We start from the raw sequence: 17,339 nt of genomic DNA on the forward strand, positions 1-17,339 counted from the left end.
GGTGCCCGACGGCGCGACGCACCTCGCGTCGTCGGGCACCTCCCACCGCACCGAAGGACGTTCGCCCGTGACCGCCACCACCGCCCCGCCGCGACGGGGACCCGCCTCGCACGCGCGGGCCGACCGCGACGGCCGACGCCGCAGCCCCGTGACGTGGTTCCGCGGCGGCGGCCTGAGCAACCTCGTCTTCCTGCTGCCGCTCATCCTGATCTTCGGCGTCTTCTCGTGGTTCCCCATCGTGCGCGCGGTGATCATGAGCTTCCAGGAGACGAACCTCGTCAGCGACCCGACGTTCGTCGGGCTCGACAACTTCCGTCAGGTGCTGGACGACCCGCTCCTGTGGAAGGCCGTGAAGAACACGCTGTACTTCGCGTTCCTCGCGCTGCTGTTCGGGTACCCGATCCCGCTGGTCGCCGCGGTGCTCATGCGCGAGGTCCGCCGGGCGCGCGGGCTGTACTCCGCGCTCGCGTACCTGCCGGTCGTCGTGCCGCCGGTCGTCGCCGTGCTGCTGTGGAAGTTCTTCTACAACGGCAGCCCGACGGGCGTGTTCAACACGATCCTCGGCTGGGTCGGCCTCGGCCCGTACCCGTGGCTGCAGGACGCGTCGACGGCGATGCCCTCGCTGGTCCTCGCCGCCACGTGGGCCGGTGCGGGCGGGACGATCATCATCTACCTCGCCGCCCTGACGAGCGTGCCGCCCGAGCTCTACGACGCGTCCGAGGTGGACGGCGCAGGGCTGTGGCGCAAGATCTGGCACGTGACGCTCCCGGCGCTGCGCGGCGTCCTGTTCATCACGCTCATCCTCCAGGTCATCGGGACCGCGCAGGTCTTCCTCGAGCCCTACCTGTTCACCGGCGGCGGGCCGAACAACGCGACCCTCACGATCCTGCTGCTCATCTACCGCTACGCCTTCCAGAACAGCCTCGGCGGCGACTACGGGGCCGCGACCGCGCTGTCGATCATGCTCGCGGCCGTCCTCGCCGTCTTCTCGATCCTCTACTTCCGGCTCACCCGGTCCTGGAGCACGTCATGACTCTCTCGCCCACCGACAACCCGAGCGAGATCGGCGTCGTCTCGCAGGACTCCGCGGCGACGGCCGACAGCACGCCGACGGGCCCGACAGACGGCACGGGCACGTCCCGCCGCGCCGCCGAGGCCAGCCGCAACCGGCGCGAGTCCGAGCGTCGCAAGGTGAGCTCGCGGCGTCGCAAGGCGCTCGACGGCGTCGAGGACCGCGGGGCGCTCTCCGAGGCGGACTGGCGCCGCCCGTCCATCCGATGGGGGATGGGGAGCACGCACGTGCTGCTGCTCGTGATCCTCGTCGTCGCGGGCCTCGGGCCGATGCTCCTGCTCGCCAAGTACGCCGTCACCCCGACGCAGGACATCCTGCGCACGCCGATGGCGATCTTCCCGAACGGCATCGCGTGGGACAACCTCGACAAGGCGTGGAACGACGTCCAGGTCAGCCGGTACTTCCTCAACACGATCTGGCTCGCGGTCGGGTCGTGGGCGTCGCAGATCCTCGTCGCGACGACGGGCGGCTACGCGCTGTCCGTCCTGCGGCCCCGGTACGGGAAGGTCGTGCAGGCGCTCGTCCTGTCCACGATGTTCGTCCCGTCGATCGTGCTGCTCGTCCCGCTGTACCTGACGATCCTCGACCCTCCGCTGCTGGGCCGGTCGCTCATCAACAGCTTCTGGGCCGTGTGGCTGCCGGCGGGCGCGAGCGCGTTCAACGTCCTGCTGGTCCAGCGGTTCTTCGACAGCCTCCCGCGCGAGGTGTTCGAGGCTGCGCGCATGGACGGCGCAGGGCCGTACCGGCTGTTCTGGTCGATCGTGCTGCCGATGTCCAAGCCGATCATCGGCGTCGTCTCGGTGTTCGCGGTCATCGCGGCCTGGAAGGACTTCCTCTGGCCGCTGCTGGTCCTCAAGGACCCGGCGATCCAGCCGTTGTCCGTGCGCCTGCCGTCCATCGAGGCGTCGACCGACCTCGGCGTGTTCCTCGCGGCGCTCGCGATCTCGACGCTCATCCCGGTGGGCCTGTTCCTCGTCTTCCAGCGCATGTTCCTCCAGGGCGCCGGCCTGGGCGGCGCGGTCAAGGGCTGACCTCCGGTCCGCCGCCGAACACGACGTCGGTGTCGTTATCCCGCGGACAACGACACCAACGTCGTTCTCGACCGCGAGCAGGGTCGGGTTCGATCGGGGGGAGGGGGGAGCGGGGGCCGGCGGCGGGTGGTCACCAGCGGTTGTGGACCTCCTCGGCCCAGCCGACGAGGCCGTCGAACCGCACCGGCTCCGGTGCGGCGTCGCCGACGGCCCCCGCGGCGGGTGGCGTGAACGTGCCGGACCAGTGACCGAAGCACTGGTCGGTCGACGACGAGACGACGCCGAGGTGCGTCCGCGTGACCTTGGTGTGGAAGGGCTCGAACGTCGCGTCGAGACCGCCGCCGGTGACGCGCCACGGCCGGTGCGGGTCGGCGAGGTCGTAGTCCCACACGAGCTCGTCGGGGAGGTGGTGGAGCCGCCCGTCGACGAGGACCGCGTTCTCGGTCGACCCCGTGCCGACGGTCCACCGTCCGCCCACCTGGATCCCGACGACCCGCCCGTGGCTCTCGCCCGAGCCCGCGCCCCAGTTCCACCGGACGTCGTACGGCCAGCGTCCCCGGCCGTGGTCGAGCACCGCCCACGACGACCCGGCCGGGACGTCGACGGTCCGGCCGTCGACCCACAGCGTGCCGTGCGCCGGGCGCGCGACGTCCTTGACCGTGTACTGGAAGCGCGAGTCGCTCCACGGCACGACGACGGCGAGCCGCTCGTGCCCGGGCGGCAGCTCGGCGACGACGTCGAACGAGACGTCGCGGGTCCGCGCGCGCAGGCGCGTCCCGCCGTCGACCTCGTCGAGGTCGATCGCGAGGTTCTTCGCCCGCGCCCGGGCGGGACCGTCACCGAGCGAGCCGGGCAGCTCGACACCGCGCGCGGGCACGACGGTCGCGTCCGCGCCCCACGTGCGACCCGACTCCCGGTCGAGCGCCCACACCTCGTGCACGGCCGCGTAGTCGAGCGACGAGACGGTCAGCGCGAGGACGTGCGTCGGGGTGACGACGCCCCAGTACTCCCAGCGCTTGTTCCGGCCCGCATGGCGGCGGCCGTCCCGCGCGACGCCGGACGTGTCGACGAGCGGCTGGCGCGCCCAGCCGATCGAGCGGCGGTCGAGCAGGCCGTCGGGCAGGGTGAGCGGCACGCGCTCGGTGATCTCCGGGAGCGGCACCGCTCCACCTCCACGTGGTACGGCTCGGGCGGTCCTGCGCGGCGGGCAACGGTGCCCGGTGCCCGGCCCGAGGAGCGAGCGAGGCCGATTCTAGGGCCCGCGGCGAGGGGCCCTGACGAGGTGACACTCTGTCCCGTCAATGTCACGTCCCTCCGGTCGACTTCCGGGCGGGCGGGGGTCGGAGCAGGTGCCATGATCGGGAGCATGCCCCCGTTCTCCCCCCAGGACGTCGCTGCCGACGCGGGCCGGGCCGCCCAGCCCGCTGAGCCTGCCGGTGCCCCCGCGAGCGCCGTCGACGCCGGTCCCACCCCTGACCTGAGCCCCTACGACGCGCTCCTGCTCTACTCGTTCGGCGGCCCGAACAAGCCCGAGGACGTCGTGCCGTTCCTGCGCAACGTCACCGCGGGCAAGGGCATCCCCGACGCGCGCCTCGAGGAGGTCGGCGAGCATTACTACGGCTTCGGCGGCAAGAGCCCCATCAACGAGCAGAACCTCGCGCTCAAGGCGGCCCTCGAGGCCGAGCTCGCGCGCCGCGGCGTCGAGCTGCCGGTCGTCTGGGGCAACCGCAACTGGGAGCCGTACACGACCGACGCGATCGACGAGCTCGAGGCGCTGGGCGCGAAGAACGCCGTCGCGCTCGTGACGTCGGCGTACTCGTCGTACTCTGGGTGCCGCCAGTACCGCGAGGACCTCGCCGTCGTGCTCGACGGGCGCGGCCAGCTCGGCCCCGACGGCTCGACCGGCGTGCAGTTCGACAAGGTGCGCTCCTACTTCAACCACCCGGGCTTCGCGCAGGCGAACGTCGACGCCGTGCTCGACGCGTACGCGGCGCTCGCGGAGAAGGGCGGCGACGGCGCGGCCGCGCGCCTCGTGTTCGTCACGCACTCCATCCCGGACACGATGGAGGCCGCGTCGCGCGTCTCGCACGCGACGTACTCGGAGCAGCACCTCGACCTCGCGCGCGTGATCGCCGCCGAGGTGTCGGCGCGCCTCGGGCACGACGTCGCGTGGGACCTCGCGTACTGCTCGCGCTCCGGCCCGCCGAGCCAGCCGTGGCTCGAGCCCGACGTCAACGACCACCTGGAGGCGCTCGCGCAGGACGGCGTCCGCGACGTCGTGCTCTCGCCGATCGGCTTCGTGTCGGACCACATGGAGGTCGCCTACGACCTCGACACCGAGGCGATGGAGACCGCGACGGGGCTCGGGATGACCGCGGTCCGCGCCGGGACCGTCGGCACGCGCGAGCCGTTCGTGCGCGGCCTGATCGACCTGCTCGTCGAGCGCGCGGCCCTCGCACGGGGGGAGGACGTCGAGGAGGCCACCGTCGGCGACCTCCCGGCGTTCCGGTCGGTGTGCGCGCCCGGCTGCTGCCTGCGCCGCGACGGCGAGCCGAGCGGCGTCCCCGCGCTGTGCAGCACGGACCTCCACAGCTGAGCCCCGCTGAGCTCGACGCCGAAGAACCCGCACCGACCAGGGAGGAACCCCCGATGAACGACGCCGCGCGCGTCCCTGCGGACCACGAGCAGATCAACACCACCCTCCGCTACGCGATGTGGTCCGTCTTCGCGACGGCGGCGCCGCTGCCCGCCGACGCGGACGAGCGCGCGGGCCTCGTGGCCGATGCGCTGACCGCCGTCGGGGGCGGTGACGACCCGGCCGCGACGGACGGCGACCTCGTCGTGCGCGGGTGGTACGACGTCGCCGGGCTGCGCTCGGACGCCGACCTCATGGTGTGGTGGCACGGCCCGACGGTCGAGTCGGTGCAGCGCGCCTACCAGCACCTGCGCGCGAGCGGCCTCGGGGCGCACCTCGAGCCCGTGTGGTCGAACGTGGCGCTGCACCGCCCCGCCGAGTTCAACCGCGGCCACGTGCCGGCCTTTCTCGCGGGCGAGGCGCCGCGCGACTACCTGAGCGTCTACCCGTTCGTGCGGTCGTACGACTGGTACCTGCTGCCCGACGCGGAGCGCCGCACCATGCTGCGCGACCACGGCCTCGCGGCGAAGGACTACCCGGATGTGCGGGCCAACACGGTCGCGTCGTTCGCGCTCGGCGACTACGAGTGGATCCTCGCGTTCGAGGCCGACGAGCTGCACCGCATCGTCGACCTCATGCGCGAGCTGCGCGCCACGGAGGCCCGCCGCCACGTGCGCGAGGAGGTCCCGTTCTTCACGGGCCCGCGCACCACGCTGACGGCCTGGGCGGACCGCCAGCCCTTGTCCTGACCCCACGGCGCCGAACACGACTCTGGTGTCGTTATCCCTCGGATAACGACACCAGAGTCGTGTTCGGCGGCGCGCAGGGTCGTTCTCGGCGGGGCGGGGCAGCGGGTTCGTCCGTTGCGGGGCTCCCCCAGATGCTCAGCATGCTGATCGATGCGACGGTGGAGCATGACCACCGCAGCCGTCCCGGCGGGCGCCGTCCCCGCGCCCTCCGACCGCGTCCGTCAGGTCGTCGTCCTCGTCGGCTCGCTCGTCGCCGCCGGTGCTGCGGCCTACGGCGCGGGCGCGTTCGGCGGCACGGCCGTCGAGCAGACCGCCGGAGGCGCGCTGTCCTCGACCGCGACGCCCGTGGCGCCCGACAACCCGGCGTTCCGCATCTGGTCCGTGATCTACCTCGGTCTCTTCGCGTTCGCGGTCTACCAGGTGCTGCCGCGGCACGCGACGAGCCCGCGGCTGCGCGCGACGGCGTGGTGGGTCCTCGTCTCCATGGTCCTCAACGCCGCGTGGATCGGCGTCGTGCAGGCCGGGTGGGTCCCGTTCAGCGTGGTCGTCATCGCGGCGCTGCTCGCGGTCGACGCCGTGGTCGTGGTGCGGCTCGTGCGCCGGCAACCCGAGTCGACGGCGCAGGCCGTCGTGCTCGACGGGACCATGGGCCTCTACACCGGCTGGGTCAGCGTCGCGACGCTCGCGAACGTCGCGGCGGCGCTCGCGGACGCGGGCGTCGGCGAGCTCGGCCTCGGCGCGAGGGGCTGGTCGCTCGTGCTCGTCGTGCTCGCGGCGGCGCTGTCCGTCGCGTGGGCGGCGTTCGCCGCCGGTCGCCGCGCGGTCGCCCTCGGCGTCGGCCTCGCCATGTCCTGGGGTCTCGCGTGGATCGCCGCCGGGCGCTTCCAGGGCGAGCTCGTGGACACCACCGTGGCCTGGGCGGCCGTCGGTGCGTCCGCGGTCGCGCTCGTCGCCGCGGTCGTCGCCGCGACCCGCCCGGCGCGCGCCTGATCACCCGCCGAGCACGGGAGTCACGACCGGATCGAGCCCAGGACGGTCGCGGAGCCCGTGCTCGGCGGGGCCGAGCCTCGCGGGTCAGGGGTAGAGACCGCGGATCTGGTGCGCCTCGGCGACGCGCTGCACGCCGATGACGAGCGCGGCGTCGCGCAGGCTCAGCTCCTCGCGGCGCGCGAGGGTCGCGACCTCCTCGTACGCGTGCAGCATGCGGTGCTCGAGCTTCTCGCCGATCTCCTCCGCGGTCCACCAGTACGCCTGGTTCGCCTGCACCCACTCGAAGTAGGACACGACGACGCCGCCCGCGTTCGCGAGCACGTCCGGCACGACGGTCACGCCGTTCTTGGTGAGGACGCGGTCGCCCTCGGCGGTCGTCGGACCGTTCGCGCCCTCGACGACCCAGCGGGCGCGCACGGTGCGCGCGGTGTCGCCGTCGAGCACGCCCTCCACCGCGGCCGGGACGAGCACGTCGACGTCGAGCGCGAGCAGCGCGTCGTTGTCGACCGGGTCGGCGCGGTCGAACCCCACCACGCTGCCGGTCGCGGCGACGTGCTCGAGCAGCGAACGGACGTCCAGCCCGTCCGGGTCGTGCACGCCCCCGTACTGGTCGGACACCGCGACGACGCGCGCCCCGCGCGCCGCGAAGATCGCGGCGGCGTGCGACCCGACCTTGCCGAAGCCCTGGATCGCGACGCTCACGTCGGACAGCGGCACGCCCGCCTCGTCGAGCGCCGCGGCGGTGACGTGCACGACGCCCGCGCTGGTCGCCGTCGTGCGGCCGAGCGACCCGCCCACGGTGATCGGCTTGCCCGTCACGACGGCCGGGATCGTGTAGCCCTGGTTCACCGAGTAGGTGTCCATGACCCACGCCATGGTCTGCTCGCTCGTGCCCATGTCGGGCGCCATGATGTCCCGCTCCGGGCCGATGACCGGCATGATCTCCGACGTGTAGCGGCGCGTGACGCGCTCGAGCTCGGCCTCGGAGTAGCAGCGCGGGTCGATCGCGACGCCGCCCTTCGCCCCGCCGTACGGCAGGTCGACGAGCGCGCACTTCCACGTCATCCACATGGCGAGCGCGCGGACCTCGTCGATGTCGACGCTCGGGGAGTAGCGCAGCCCGCCCTTGCCGGGACCGCGCGAGACGTTGTGCTGCACGCGGTAGCCGTGGAAGAGGACGGTGCGGCCGTCATCGCGCCGCAGCGGGACGGCGACGTTCACCTCGCGCCGCGGCGTCGCGAGCATCTCGTGCAGGCCGTCGTCGTAGCCGAGGAAGCCGACCGCGCCGGCGAGCTGCGCGTGCGCGGTGTCGAGGGCAGAGGCGGGGGTCGTCTGCGGGGTCGGGGCGGGGTGGTGCGGGGTGGTGGTATCGCCGCTCGTGAGGGTGGGCGGCACGGACGTCGTCGTCACGGTTCCTCCGGTTCGAGGTTCTCCTCGGTGCCGCGGGGGTGTGCGGCACCGAGGGTCACGCTACCCCCGGCGCGAGCGCTCGCCGCTCACACGCCCCGGCGGTGCCCCAGCGCGTCGATCGCCGCGAGCTCGTCCGCGGAGAGGGTGAACCCGGTCACCTGGAAGTTCGCCTCGATGCGCTCCGGCGTCACGGACTTGGGGATGACGACGAACCCGTGGTCGAGGTGCCAGCGCAGCACGACCTGCGTGGGCGTGACGCCGTGCGCGGCCGCGACCTCGGCGAGCACCGGCGCGTCGAGGTCGGTGCGCTTGAACGGGCTGTACCCCTCGAGCACGACGCCGCGCTGCGCGAGCTCGTGCGCGAGGTGGTGGTCGTAGTCCGCGGGGCTCCACGGGATCTGGTCGACGGCGGGCGTCTCGCCGACCTGGTCGGACAGGACGTCGACCTGCTCGACCGAGTAGTTGCTCACCCCGATCGACCGCACCTTGCCCTCGTTCCGCAGCTCGACGAACCGCTCCCAGACCCACGGCGACGCCTCGCCCGCCGGCGGCCAGTGGATGAGCCACAGGTCCACGTGGTCCGTGCCGAGGTCGCGCAGCGACGCCTCGAGCGTCTCGCGCTCGCGCCCCGCGGCGTCCGGCGGAAGCTTGGTCGTGACGAACACGTCGGCGCGGTCCACCGACGAGTCGGCGAGCGCGCGCCCGACCTGCGCCTCGTTGCCGTAGCCCGTCGCGGTGTCGACGTGCCGGTATCCCACGTCGAGCGCGTGGCGCACGGCGCGGTACGCGTCGTCGCCCTCGGACTGCCACGTGCCGAGCCCGAGCAGCGGCATCGCCCCGCCGGGCAGGTCGACGGTCGGGACAGGGCCGGGGGAGGAGCCGGAGGAGGTCATGCCGCCAGTCTCCGCGCCCGACGCCGCCTCTCGCCACCGCGCGGCCCCCACCAGGTCCTCGCCGAACCCTGGATCTCTCCCCAGAACCGGCAGACGGTGAGGAGCGAACCAGGGTTCGGCGGCAGGGCGCGGGCGGTCAGCGGCGCGTGCGGCGGCGGTACTGGGACGGGGTCTCGCCGGCGAGGCGGGCGAACGTGCGCGTGAACGACGGCTGGTCGTAGAAGCCGCTCTCCGCCGCGATCTCGCCGATCGAGACGGTGCTCCCGGCGAGCAGGCGCGTCGCGTGGTCGACCCGGGTGCGCAGCACGAGCTGGCGCGGCGTCACGCCGTACACGCGCCGCACGCGCCGGTCGAGCACCGCGGGCGTGGACCCGGCCGCCTCGGCGAGCCGCGCCGTCGTCCAGCGCGCCCCGAGGTCGGCCTCGACAGCGGCGACGAGCGCGGCGAGGGAGTCCATCGTCGCGTCGTCGGCCGCGCCCGCGCGCAGGTCGTGCGAGACCGAGACGATCCCCACGAGGTGTCCGACGTCGTCGTGCACGGGGAGCTTGGACGTGAGGAACCAGCCCGACGTGCCGCCGAGCCGACGGATGCGCTCGAGCTCGCCGCGCAGCGCGCGCCCGCGCAGCACCTCGGCGTCCTGCTGCTCGTAGCGCTCGGCGAGCTGCGGCACGAACAGGTCCCGGGCCCGCCGCCCCAGCACCGCGCGGCGCGACCGCTCGTTGGTCCGCGCGACGAACACCGGGTTGACCGCGACGTACCGGCCCGTGACGTCCTTGGCGCAGAACATCGTGTCCGGCAGCTCGTCCATGAGCGCGACCATGGCGGGGCTGAGCGCGGCGAGCAGCGCCGCGCCCTCGGGCCACAGGTTGTCGCGGACGGGTGCCATGTCGCCCCGGATCGTACAAGACGAGCCACCACGACCCGAGGCACCCTGGAGGGATGAGCAACGACGCGCCCGCCCGGCCGCTCCCCACCCCCGGAGCCGTCGGCGACACGACCCTCACCTCCCCGGAAGACCTCGTCGAGGAGGCCGTCGCCCTGGCCGATCGCTGGCTCGCCGCCAGCGAGGGCGCCGGTGACGCCCGCGCCCGGAAGACCGCCGAACGGCTCGGCGCGCTCGTCTCCGACCCCACGGGCCTCGAGCTCGCCGTCCGGTTCGTCGACGACGTCGCGCGCCCTCAGGACGTGCACGTCGCCGCGCGGGCGCTCGGCCGCCTCGGCGAGCTCGCCGGGAGCGCGGGATCGTTCCTCGGGCCGGTCGACCGGACGCTCCTGCGCGTCGGGGCGGGCGTCGCGCCGGTGCTGCCGCGCGTCGTCGTGCCGGCGGCGCGCGTCCGGCTGCGCCAGCTCGTGGGCCACCTCGTGGCCGACGCCGGGAGCGGCCTCGGCCCGCACCTCGCCCGGACCCGCGCGGAGGGCTACGCGCTCAACGTCAACCTCCTCGGCGAGGCGGTGCTCGGCGAGGCCGAAGCTGACGCGCGGCTCGAGCGCACGCTCGCGCTCGTGCGTCGCCCGGACGTGGACTACGTGTCGGTCAAGGTGTCGTCCGTCGCGTCGCAGCTCGTCACGTGGGACCTCGACGGGTCGTGCGCGCGCGTCGTCGCGCGGCTCCTGCCGCTGTACCGGGCGGCGCGCGACCACGGCGTCTTCCTCAACCTCGACATGGAGGAGTACAAGGACCTCGCGCTGACGACCGCGGTGTTCCGCGAGATCCTCGCGCACGACGACCTGCACGACCTCGAGGCCGGGATCGTGCTCCAGGCGTACCTGCCCGACGCGCTCGGCGCGCTCGACGGGCTCACCCGGTTCGCGACCGAGCGCGTCGCCGCCGGCGGCGCGCCGATCAAGGTCCGCCTCGTCAAGGGCGCGAACCTCGCGATGGAGGCCGTCGAGGCCGAGCTGCACGGCTGGCCGCAGGCGCCGTACCCGACCAAGCCCGACGTCGACGCGAACTACGTCCGCCTGCTCGACCACGCACTGCGCGCGCCCCGCACCGACGCCGTGCGCATCGGCGTCGCGAGCCACAACCTGTTCCACGTCGCGCTCGCCGTGCTGCTCGGCCGGGCCCGCGGCGTGAGCCACGCGCTCGACGTCGAGATGCTGCAGGGCATGGCCCCCGGCGAGGCGCGCGCCGTGCGCGACGAGGTCGCGGCCGACCGCGTCGAGACCGGTCCGCACGCGGGGCGCGGCGGGCGCGTCGTGCTGTACACGCCCGTCGTGCGCGACGAGGACTTCGACGTCGCGATCTCCTACCTCGTGCGCCGCCTGGAGGAGAACGCGGCCGAGCAGAACTTCCTGCACGCCATGTTCGCGGACGGCGGCGCCCCCGCGGGCAGCCCGATGGAGCGCCAGGAGGCCGCGTTCCGCGCATCCGTGCGCCACGGCGTGCACTACGAGGATGCCGACGTGACACCGCGCCGCCGCCCGCGCGCGGCCACCCCGACCGCCGCCGGACCGCACCCACCCGCCGAACCCGGGGTTGTCGGCCATCACGGCGACGAACCCACCCGTAACCCCGGGTTCGGCGGGTTCGTGAACGCGGCCGACACCGACCCCGCCGTCGTCGCCGCGCGTGAGTGGGCGCGGCACGTGACCGGGCCCGAGTCCGGGTACGTGCCCGTCCGCACGTCCCCGCTCACCTCCGTCGCGCAGGTGGACGACGCCGTCGCGACCGCCGTGCGCGCGACCGCGGCGTGGTCGAGGGTCGCCCCGACCGCCCGCGCGGCTGCGCTGCGCGCCGTCGCCCGGCGGCTCGAGGAGGCGCGCACCGACCTCGTCACCGCGATGGTGCACGAGCCGGGCAAGACCGTCGCCGAGGCCGACCCCGAGGTGAGCGAGGCCGTCGACTTCGCGAACTACTACGCGCGGTCGGCCGAGGACCTGGAGCACGTCCCGGGCGCGCGGTTCACGCCCGACGGCGTCACGCTCGTCACCCCACCCTGGAACTTCCCCGTCGCGATCCCCGTCGGCGGCGTCCTCGCGGCGCTCGCGGCCGGGTCCGCCGTGCTCGCCAAGCCCGCGCCGCCGACGCCGCGCTGCCTCGAGGTGGCGGCCGAGGCGATCCACGCGGGCCTGCGCGACGCCGTCGCGGCGGCGCCGGGGGACTTCGCGGGCCTGGACGCCGGCTCGGTGACCGACGTCGTGCAGTACGTCCGCGTCCCCGACGACGAGCTCGGCACGCGCCTCGTCACGCACGACGACGTCGCGCGCGTCGTGCTCACGGGCTCGATCGAGACCGCGCAGCTCTTCGCGCGGTGGAAGCCGTCGCGCCCCGTGCTCGCCGAGACGTCGGGCAAGAACGCGCTCGTCATCACACCGTCGGCGGACCTCGACCTCGCCGTCGCGGACCTCGTGCGCTCGGCGTTCGGGCACGCGGGGCAGAAGTGCTCGGCCGCGTCGCTCGCGATCCTCGTGGGGTCGGCCGGCGACCCGCGGACCGAGACCGGGCGCCGAGTGCGCCGCCAGCTCGTGGACGCGGTGCGTTCCCTCGCGGTCGGGCCTGCGACGGACGTCTCGACGACCATGGGGCCGCTCACCGAGCCCGCGTCCGGCAAGCTCCTGCACGCCCTGACGACGCTCGAGCCCGGAGAGTCGTGGCTCGTGCGGCCCCGACAGCTGGACGGCGGGCCGGACCTGGAGGGCCGCCTCTGGACGCCCGGCCTCAAGGAGGGCGTCGCGCCCGGGTCGCCGTTCCACCTCACCGAGTACTTCGGCCCCGTCCTCGGGATCATGACCGCCGCGACGCTCGACGAGGCGATCGCGCTGCAGAACGCCGTCCCGTTCGGTCTCACCGGCGGGATCCACAGCCTCGACGACGCCGAGGTCGCGCGGTGGCTCGACGCCGTCCAGGTCGGCAACGCCTACGTCAACCGGCACATCACCGGCGCGATCGTGCAGCGGCAGTCGTTCGGCGGCTGGAAGCAGTCGGCCGTCGGGCCGGGCGCCAAGGCGGGCGGGCCGAGCTACGTCGCACAGCTCGGGCGCTGGAGCGACGCGCCGGGCGAGGAGACCTCGGTCACGGACGGGGCGGCGTCGGGCCCGGTGGGGGAGACCGCGCCGCCCGCGCGCGACACCGCGCCCGAGGCGTGGCTCGCGTGGGCGCGGGACGACGACGCGCGCTGGTGGGAGCAGGAGTTCTCCGTCGAGCACGACCCGTCGGGCCTGCGCGCCGAGTCGAACGTCCTCCGCTACCGGCCGGTCGACGTGCTCACCGTGCGCGCCGGCGCGGACGCCCTGCCGGTCGAGGTCGAGCGCGTGCTGCACGCCGCGCGGACGGCGGGCGTGCCGGCGGTGGTCGTGCCGTCGTCCGGGGACGCCGCGGTGAGCCACGAGGAGTTCGCGCACCGCGTCGCGTCGGGCGCGGTCCGGGGTCGCGTCCGCGTCGTCGGGTCGGCGCCCGGGCTGCACGAGGCCGCCGCCGAGCGCGTCGGCGAGGTGACGGTCCTGGACCACCCCGTCGTCGCGAGCGGACGCCGCGAGCTGCTCACGGTCGTCCACGAGCAGGCCGTCAGCCGCACCACGCACCGGTACGGCCACGTCAAGGGCTGAGCCTGTGTCGACGCCGAGCGAGGGGGCCCGGTACGACGGGCCTCTCGCCCGACGGACCAGCCCTCTACCTGAGCGGGCCGGGCCTCACCCTCGGCGGACCGGGCCTCTCCGTCGCGTGACCAGGGTGCTCGGTCAGCCGGGCGGGGCGACGGTGACCGAGGCCGCGTCGCGGAAGGCGCGCAGGCGCTCGGCCTGCTCGCCGACGGCGTCCGCGAGCCCGGCGTCCCACGAGACCCACGGGTCCGTGAGCACCGTGAGCCGCCGCCCCGACGCGCGCGGCCGCCAGGTCCCGACGACCTCGCCGTCGGCGAGCACGGCTCCGGGCCGTCCGAGCACGCGCCACAGGTCCTTGGCGCGCGCCGCGTCGGGCACGAGCGTGGCGCGGTCGCGGAGCTGGAGGTAGAGGTCGTACGGGCCCACGAGCCGGACGACGGGGGTGCCGGCCCCCGCGCGGGCGTCCCGGAGCCGCGCCGCGGCCCCCGCGAGCTGCTCGACGTCGTCGGCCAGCGCCCAGCGGTCGACCGGGCGCGCGCCCGGGTCCGCGTCGGGGACGTCGACGCGCACCGCGTCGTCGGGCCAGCGGCCTCGCACGTCCTTGACCGGCGCGTCGAGGAACCCGGCGACGTCCTGGACGCTCGCGGCGGGGAAGAAGCGCAGGTAGCCGCGCACGACGTCGAGCCGCGGCTCGGCCTCGACCCCGAGCCGACCGTAGAGCGGCGGGTCGAGGCCCGGTACCCGCCGCAGCACCGGCGGCGACGTGCCGGGCTCGAGCTCGAGCCCCGCCTGGAGCGCCGCGAGGCGGAACGTCTGCTCGTAGCTGTGGGTCGCGCCGCACGACCGGCACCAGCGCAGGTGCGGCTCGGGGAGTCGCGGCGACAGCCGTGACGACAGGTCGCCCTTGACGGTCGGGTCGACGACGAGCTCGCGCTCGAGCCGCGCCTCGGTGCGCAGCGCGTCGAGCACCGCGACGCCCGCTGCGCGCAGGGGCTTGCTCGCGTCGAAGACGCGCTTCGCGGCGTCGGCCTCCGAGAGCGGGGCGGTCGCGACCGCGACGTCGCCGAGGTCCGCGCGCCGGTACACGTGCGGCGCGCCGCGCAGCGTCCACGCGAGGGCGAGGTCGGGCGGCAGGGTGCCCGGCCGCGCGGCTGGGGCGCCGCGCACGGCGAGCGCCCAGGCCGCGCCGTCGGGGCCGGTGTCCTGCACGCCCAGGTCGAGCACCGCGACGTCGGCGGGGGAGGCGGCCGTGCCGGGCGCCCGGTCGAGCTGCTGGGCGTGCCAGCGCGCGGCGAGGACGGCGGTCCGCGAGACCGTGGTCGGGTTCACGACCTCAGGCTACGGTCGCCCACCCACGCCGCCGCAGCCCGGGCACGGGCACGCCTCGCCGCGTCCCCGCCCAGCGGAGGTCAGACCGAGTCGCGCTCGACGAGCTCGGGGGAGAGGACCTGCGACGCGATCTCGTCCCCGCGCCCCCCCACGAGCTCGAGCAGGAGGTCGGTCGCACCGCGCACCATCTCGACCATCGGGTTCTGGACCGTGGTGAGGGGCGGGACCGTCGAGGCCGCGGTCGCGAGGTTGTCGAACCCGACGACGGACACGTCGCGCGGCACGTCGCGCCCGTGCGCCGCGAGGACGCGCAGCGCGCCCTCGGCCATGAGGTCCGAGGCGACGAACAGCCCGTCGACGTCCGGGTGCGCCGCGAGGATGCGCTCCATCGCGGCGGCCCCGCCCGCGACGGCGAAGTCGCCGATCTCGACCGCGTCGTCGGGCAGGCCGGCACCCTGCAGCACCTCGCGCCAGCCCGTGAGCCGGTCGACGCCGGCGGTCATGTCCTGCGGTCCGGCGATCGTCGCGATGCGACGCCGGCCCGCCTCGACGAGCCGGCGCGCCGCGAGACGGCCCCCCTCGACGTTGTCGACGTCGACGTAGAGGAGGTCGGGCGTCGGGCGGAACGGCCGCCCGACGAACACGGCGGGCAGCCGGGCCGCGAGCAGCGCCTCCTCGAGCTCGTCGTCGCGGTGGTGCGACGCGACGATCGCGCCGTCCACGTGCCCGCTGCTCAGGTACCGCACGATGCGGCCCGGCTGCTCATCGGGACGCGCGAACAGCAGGACGAGCTGCAGGTCCGTGCCACCGAGCGCCGCGCTGACGCCGCGCATCGTGCCCGCGAGGAACGGGTCGGTGAGGATGCGCTCGTCCGGCTCGGGGACCACGAGGGCGATCGAGTCGGTGCGGCGCGTCACGAGGGAGCGGGCGGCCCGGTTGGGCGTGTAGCCGAGCTGGGCGACGGCGGCGTCGACCGCCGCCTGGGCCTCGGGCGACACGCGCAGGCCGCCGTTGATCGCGCGCGACGCTGTCGAGCGCGAGACGCCCGCCGTCTGGGCCACCTCGTCCAGGGTCGGCGCGGAGCGCAGGCTGTTCATCAGGACAGTATCCCGCGCGCGCCCGGCCGACCGCACCGCCCCGCTCACCGTGTCGTCACTCCCCGGCGGTGGCGTCCGCGGCGGACGCCGCGCGCGCGGGCAGGGCGTTGTCGCGCGCGACCTGCGCGTACCAGGCGCCGCTCGCCTTCACCGTGCGCTCCTGCGTCTCGTAGTCGACGCGGACGATGCCGAACCGCTTGGTGTAGCCGAGCGCCCACTCGAAGTTGTCGAGGAGCGACCACGCGAAGTACCCGCGCACGTCCGCGCCGGCGTCGATCGCGTCGCGCGTCGCCCGCAGGTGCGCGTCGATGAACTCGAGCCGGTCCTGGTCGTCCACGGAGCCGTCCTCGCCCACCTGGTCGGGGTAGGCCGCGCCGTTCTCCGTGATGTACATCGCCACGCCGCGCGGGCCGGTGAAGTCCTGCTGCAGACGCGTGAGCAGGCGCGTCAGCCCCTCGGGCTGCACCTCCCAGCCCATGTCCGTGCGGGGCAGCCCGCGCGAGCGGTCGTGCGCGTCGTCGGCGGCCGGGAACGGGGACGACGTCGCGCGGACCGGCGCGTCGTCCGCGGGCTCGTCGCGCACGCCCTCGGGGCGCGTCCCGCCGCCGGACTCGGTCACGGGCAGCGGGTGCCCCGAGACCGCCCCGCCGTTGTAGTAGTTGACCCCGAGCGTGTCGATCGGGGTGGAGATGATCTCGAGGTCGCCGTCCTTGACGTGGTCGAGCAGCCCGTAGGGCGCGACGTCCTCCAGGACGTCCGCGGGGTACTCGCCGTGGAAGACGGGGTCGAGGAAGATCCGGTTGAACTGCCCGTCGATGCGGCGTGCCGCGTCGACGTCGGCCGGGTCCTGCGGGTCGACCGGGTCGGAGACCGTGAAGTTCAGGGTCAGGCCGAGGTTCGCCTCGGGCGCGCGCTCGCGCAGCGCCTGGACGGCGAGGCCGTGGCCCAGCAGGAGGTGGTGCGCCGCGGCGAGGCCGTCCTCGCGCGACTGGCGCCCGGGGGCGTGCACGCCGGCCGTGTACCCGAGGAAGGCGGAGCACCACGGCTCGTTGAGCGTCGTCCACACGCCGACGCGGTCGCCCAGCGCCTCGTGCATCGTCACCGCGTACTCCGCGAAGAGGTAGGCCGTGTCGCGCGACGTCCAGCCGCCCTTCTCCTCGAGCGCCTGCGGCAGGTCCCAGTGGTAGAGCGTGAGCCACGGGAGGATGTCCGCGCCGAGCAGCTCGTCGACGAGGCGGTCGTAGAACGCGAGCCCGGCCGGGTTCACGGCACCGCCGTCGGGACGCACGCGGGCCCACGACGTCGAGAACCGGTAGGTCCCGAGGTGGAGGTCGCGCATGAGCGCGACGTCCTCGCGGTAGCGGTGGTAGTGGTCGCACGCGACCATGCCGTCGTCACCGTTCACGACGGCGCCCGGGACGCGGGCGAACGCGTCCCACACCGAGTCCGTCCGACCGTCCGTGTGCCCGGCCCCCTCGATCTGGAACGCGGCGGTCGCGGCGCCCCAGAGGAAGCCCGGGGGCATCTCGACGCGCCCGGTCGCGGTCGCCGGGTTCGGGAGGAGGGGCACGGACGGGACGAAGCTGGTCAT

General features: G+C 74.7%; 13 protein-coding genes. 6 read left to right on the forward strand and 7 right to left on the reverse strand.

Translation table 11 applies throughout. The features are described from left to right. Positions 1-67: 67 nt before the first annotated feature. Both ACZ402_RS04035 and ACZ402_RS04040 read left to right on the forward strand, forming a co-directional pair. Positions 68-1,033, forward strand: coding sequence for a carbohydrate ABC transporter permease (locus tag ACZ402_RS04035; protein ID WP_375824144.1), 966 nt, complete (start codon positions 68-70; stop codon positions 1,031-1,033). Further along, positions 1,030-2,103, forward strand: a complete 1,074-nt coding sequence (locus tag ACZ402_RS04040) for a carbohydrate ABC transporter permease (protein ID WP_375824146.1) — start codon at positions 1,030-1,032, stop codon at positions 2,101-2,103. Before ACZ402_RS04035 ends, ACZ402_RS04040 begins: the two co-directional genes overlap by 4 nt. Before the next feature lie 130 nt (positions 2,104-2,233). On the opposite strand, the gene ACZ402_RS04045 is transcribed toward ACZ402_RS04040, so the two are convergent. Continuing rightward, a complete protein-coding gene (locus ACZ402_RS04045; RefSeq protein ID WP_375824147.1) occupies positions 2,234-3,265 on the reverse strand; it encodes a DUF2804 domain-containing protein in 1,032 nt (343 codons plus the stop codon). Positions 3,266-3,469: 204 nt separating this feature from the next. Here ACZ402_RS04045 and ACZ402_RS04050 point away from each other — a divergent pair, with 204 nt between their 5' ends. The 3 genes from ACZ402_RS04050 to ACZ402_RS04060 all read left to right on the forward strand — a co-directional run bounded on the left by ACZ402_RS04050 (position 3,470) and on the right by ACZ402_RS04060 (position 6,477). Further along, the gene (locus ACZ402_RS04050; RefSeq protein WP_375824148.1) at positions 3,470-4,699 is read left to right on the forward strand and encodes a ferrochelatase; all 1,230 of its coding nucleotides are present in this window, start codon (positions 3,470-3,472) and stop codon (positions 4,697-4,699) included. A gap of 53 nt (positions 4,700-4,752) precedes the next feature. Next, positions 4,753-5,487, forward strand: a complete 735-nt coding sequence (hemQ, locus tag ACZ402_RS04055) for a hydrogen peroxide-dependent heme synthase (protein ID WP_375824149.1) — start codon at positions 4,753-4,755, stop codon at positions 5,485-5,487. A 165-nt stretch (positions 5,488-5,652) separates the two neighbouring features. Then, a complete protein-coding gene (locus ACZ402_RS04060) occupies positions 5,653-6,477 on the forward strand; it encodes a tryptophan-rich sensory protein (RefSeq protein WP_375824150.1) in 825 nt (274 codons plus the stop codon). Between the two features lie 84 nt (positions 6,478-6,561). On the opposite strand, the gene ACZ402_RS04065 is transcribed toward ACZ402_RS04060, so the two are convergent. From ACZ402_RS04065 to ACZ402_RS04075, 3 genes are all read right to left on the reverse strand, one after another. Next, positions 6,562-7,887, reverse strand: coding sequence for a Glu/Leu/Phe/Val family dehydrogenase (locus ACZ402_RS04065; RefSeq protein WP_375824151.1), 1,326 nt, complete (start codon positions 7,885-7,887; stop codon positions 6,562-6,564). 86 nt (positions 7,888-7,973) lie between these two features. Beyond that, positions 7,974-8,780 (reverse strand): aldo/keto reductase, encoded by an 807-nt coding sequence (locus tag ACZ402_RS04070; RefSeq protein WP_375824152.1) that lies wholly within the window; start codon positions 8,778-8,780, stop codon positions 7,974-7,976. Between the two features lie 136 nt (positions 8,781-8,916). Next, positions 8,917-9,666 carry a helix-turn-helix transcriptional regulator gene (locus ACZ402_RS04075; RefSeq protein WP_375824153.1) on the reverse strand — a complete coding sequence of 250 codons (750 nt, stop codon included), beginning with the start codon at positions 9,664-9,666 and terminating at the stop codon, positions 8,917-8,919. A 53-nt stretch (positions 9,667-9,719) separates the two neighbouring features. Between ACZ402_RS04075 and ACZ402_RS04080 the strand changes: the two genes are divergently transcribed. Then, positions 9,720-13,328 (forward strand): proline dehydrogenase family protein, encoded by a 3,609-nt coding sequence (locus tag ACZ402_RS04080; protein WP_375824154.1) that lies wholly within the window; start codon positions 9,720-9,722, stop codon positions 13,326-13,328. Positions 13,329-13,460: 132 nt separating this feature from the next. Here the strand turns inward: ACZ402_RS04080 and ACZ402_RS04085 are convergent, their stop codons facing one another. The 3 genes from ACZ402_RS04085 to ACZ402_RS04095 all read right to left on the reverse strand — a co-directional run bounded on the left by ACZ402_RS04085 (position 13,461) and on the right by ACZ402_RS04095 (position 17,339). Beyond that, a complete protein-coding gene (locus ACZ402_RS04085; protein ID WP_375824155.1) occupies positions 13,461-14,651 on the reverse strand; it encodes a DNA glycosylase AlkZ-like family protein in 1,191 nt (396 codons plus the stop codon). Between the two features lie 80 nt (positions 14,652-14,731). Further along, positions 14,732-15,748: a LacI family DNA-binding transcriptional regulator gene (locus ACZ402_RS04090; protein ID WP_375824156.1), complete on the reverse strand. Its 1,017-nt coding sequence runs from the start codon at positions 15,746-15,748 to the stop codon at positions 14,732-14,734. A gap of 55 nt (positions 15,749-15,803) precedes the next feature. Further along, a complete protein-coding gene (locus tag ACZ402_RS04095) occupies positions 15,804-17,339 on the reverse strand; it encodes a glycoside hydrolase family 1 protein (RefSeq protein ID WP_375824157.1) in 1,536 nt (511 codons plus the stop codon).

The sequence above is a fragment of the Cellulosimicrobium sp. NPDC030954 genome (assembly GCF_055571305.1).

Bases quoted from the DNA above. Each gene is read 5' to 3' on its own strand.
- ACZ402_RS04040 (WP_375824146.1), top strand. From the start codon at position 1,030: ATGACTCTCTCGCCCACCGACAACCCGAGCGAGATCGGCGTCGTCTCG.
- ACZ402_RS04050 (WP_375824148.1), top strand. From the start codon at position 3,470: ATGCCCCCGTTCTCCCCCCAGGACGTCGCTGCCGACGCGGGCCGGGCC.
- hemQ (WP_375824149.1), top strand. From the start codon at position 4,753: ATGAACGACGCCGCGCGCGTCCCTGCGGACCACGAGCAGATCAACACC.
- ACZ402_RS04060 (WP_375824150.1), top strand. From the start codon at position 5,653: ATGACCACCGCAGCCGTCCCGGCGGGCGCCGTCCCCGCGCCCTCCGAC.
- ACZ402_RS04070 (WP_375824152.1), bottom strand. From the start codon at position 8,780: ATGACCTCCTCCGGCTCCTCCCCCGGCCCTGTCCCGACCGTCGACCTG.
- ACZ402_RS04075 (WP_375824153.1), bottom strand. From the start codon at position 9,666: ATGGCACCCGTCCGCGACAACCTGTGGCCCGAGGGCGCGGCGCTGCTC.
- ACZ402_RS04080 (WP_375824154.1), top strand. From the start codon at position 9,720: ATGAGCAACGACGCGCCCGCCCGGCCGCTCCCCACCCCCGGAGCCGTC.
- ACZ402_RS04090 (WP_375824156.1), bottom strand. From the start codon at position 15,748: ATGAACAGCCTGCGCTCCGCGCCGACCCTGGACGAGGTGGCCCAGACG.
- ACZ402_RS04095 (WP_375824157.1), bottom strand. From the start codon at position 17,339: ATGACCAGCTTCGTCCCGTCCGTGCCCCTCCTCCCGAACCCGGCGACC.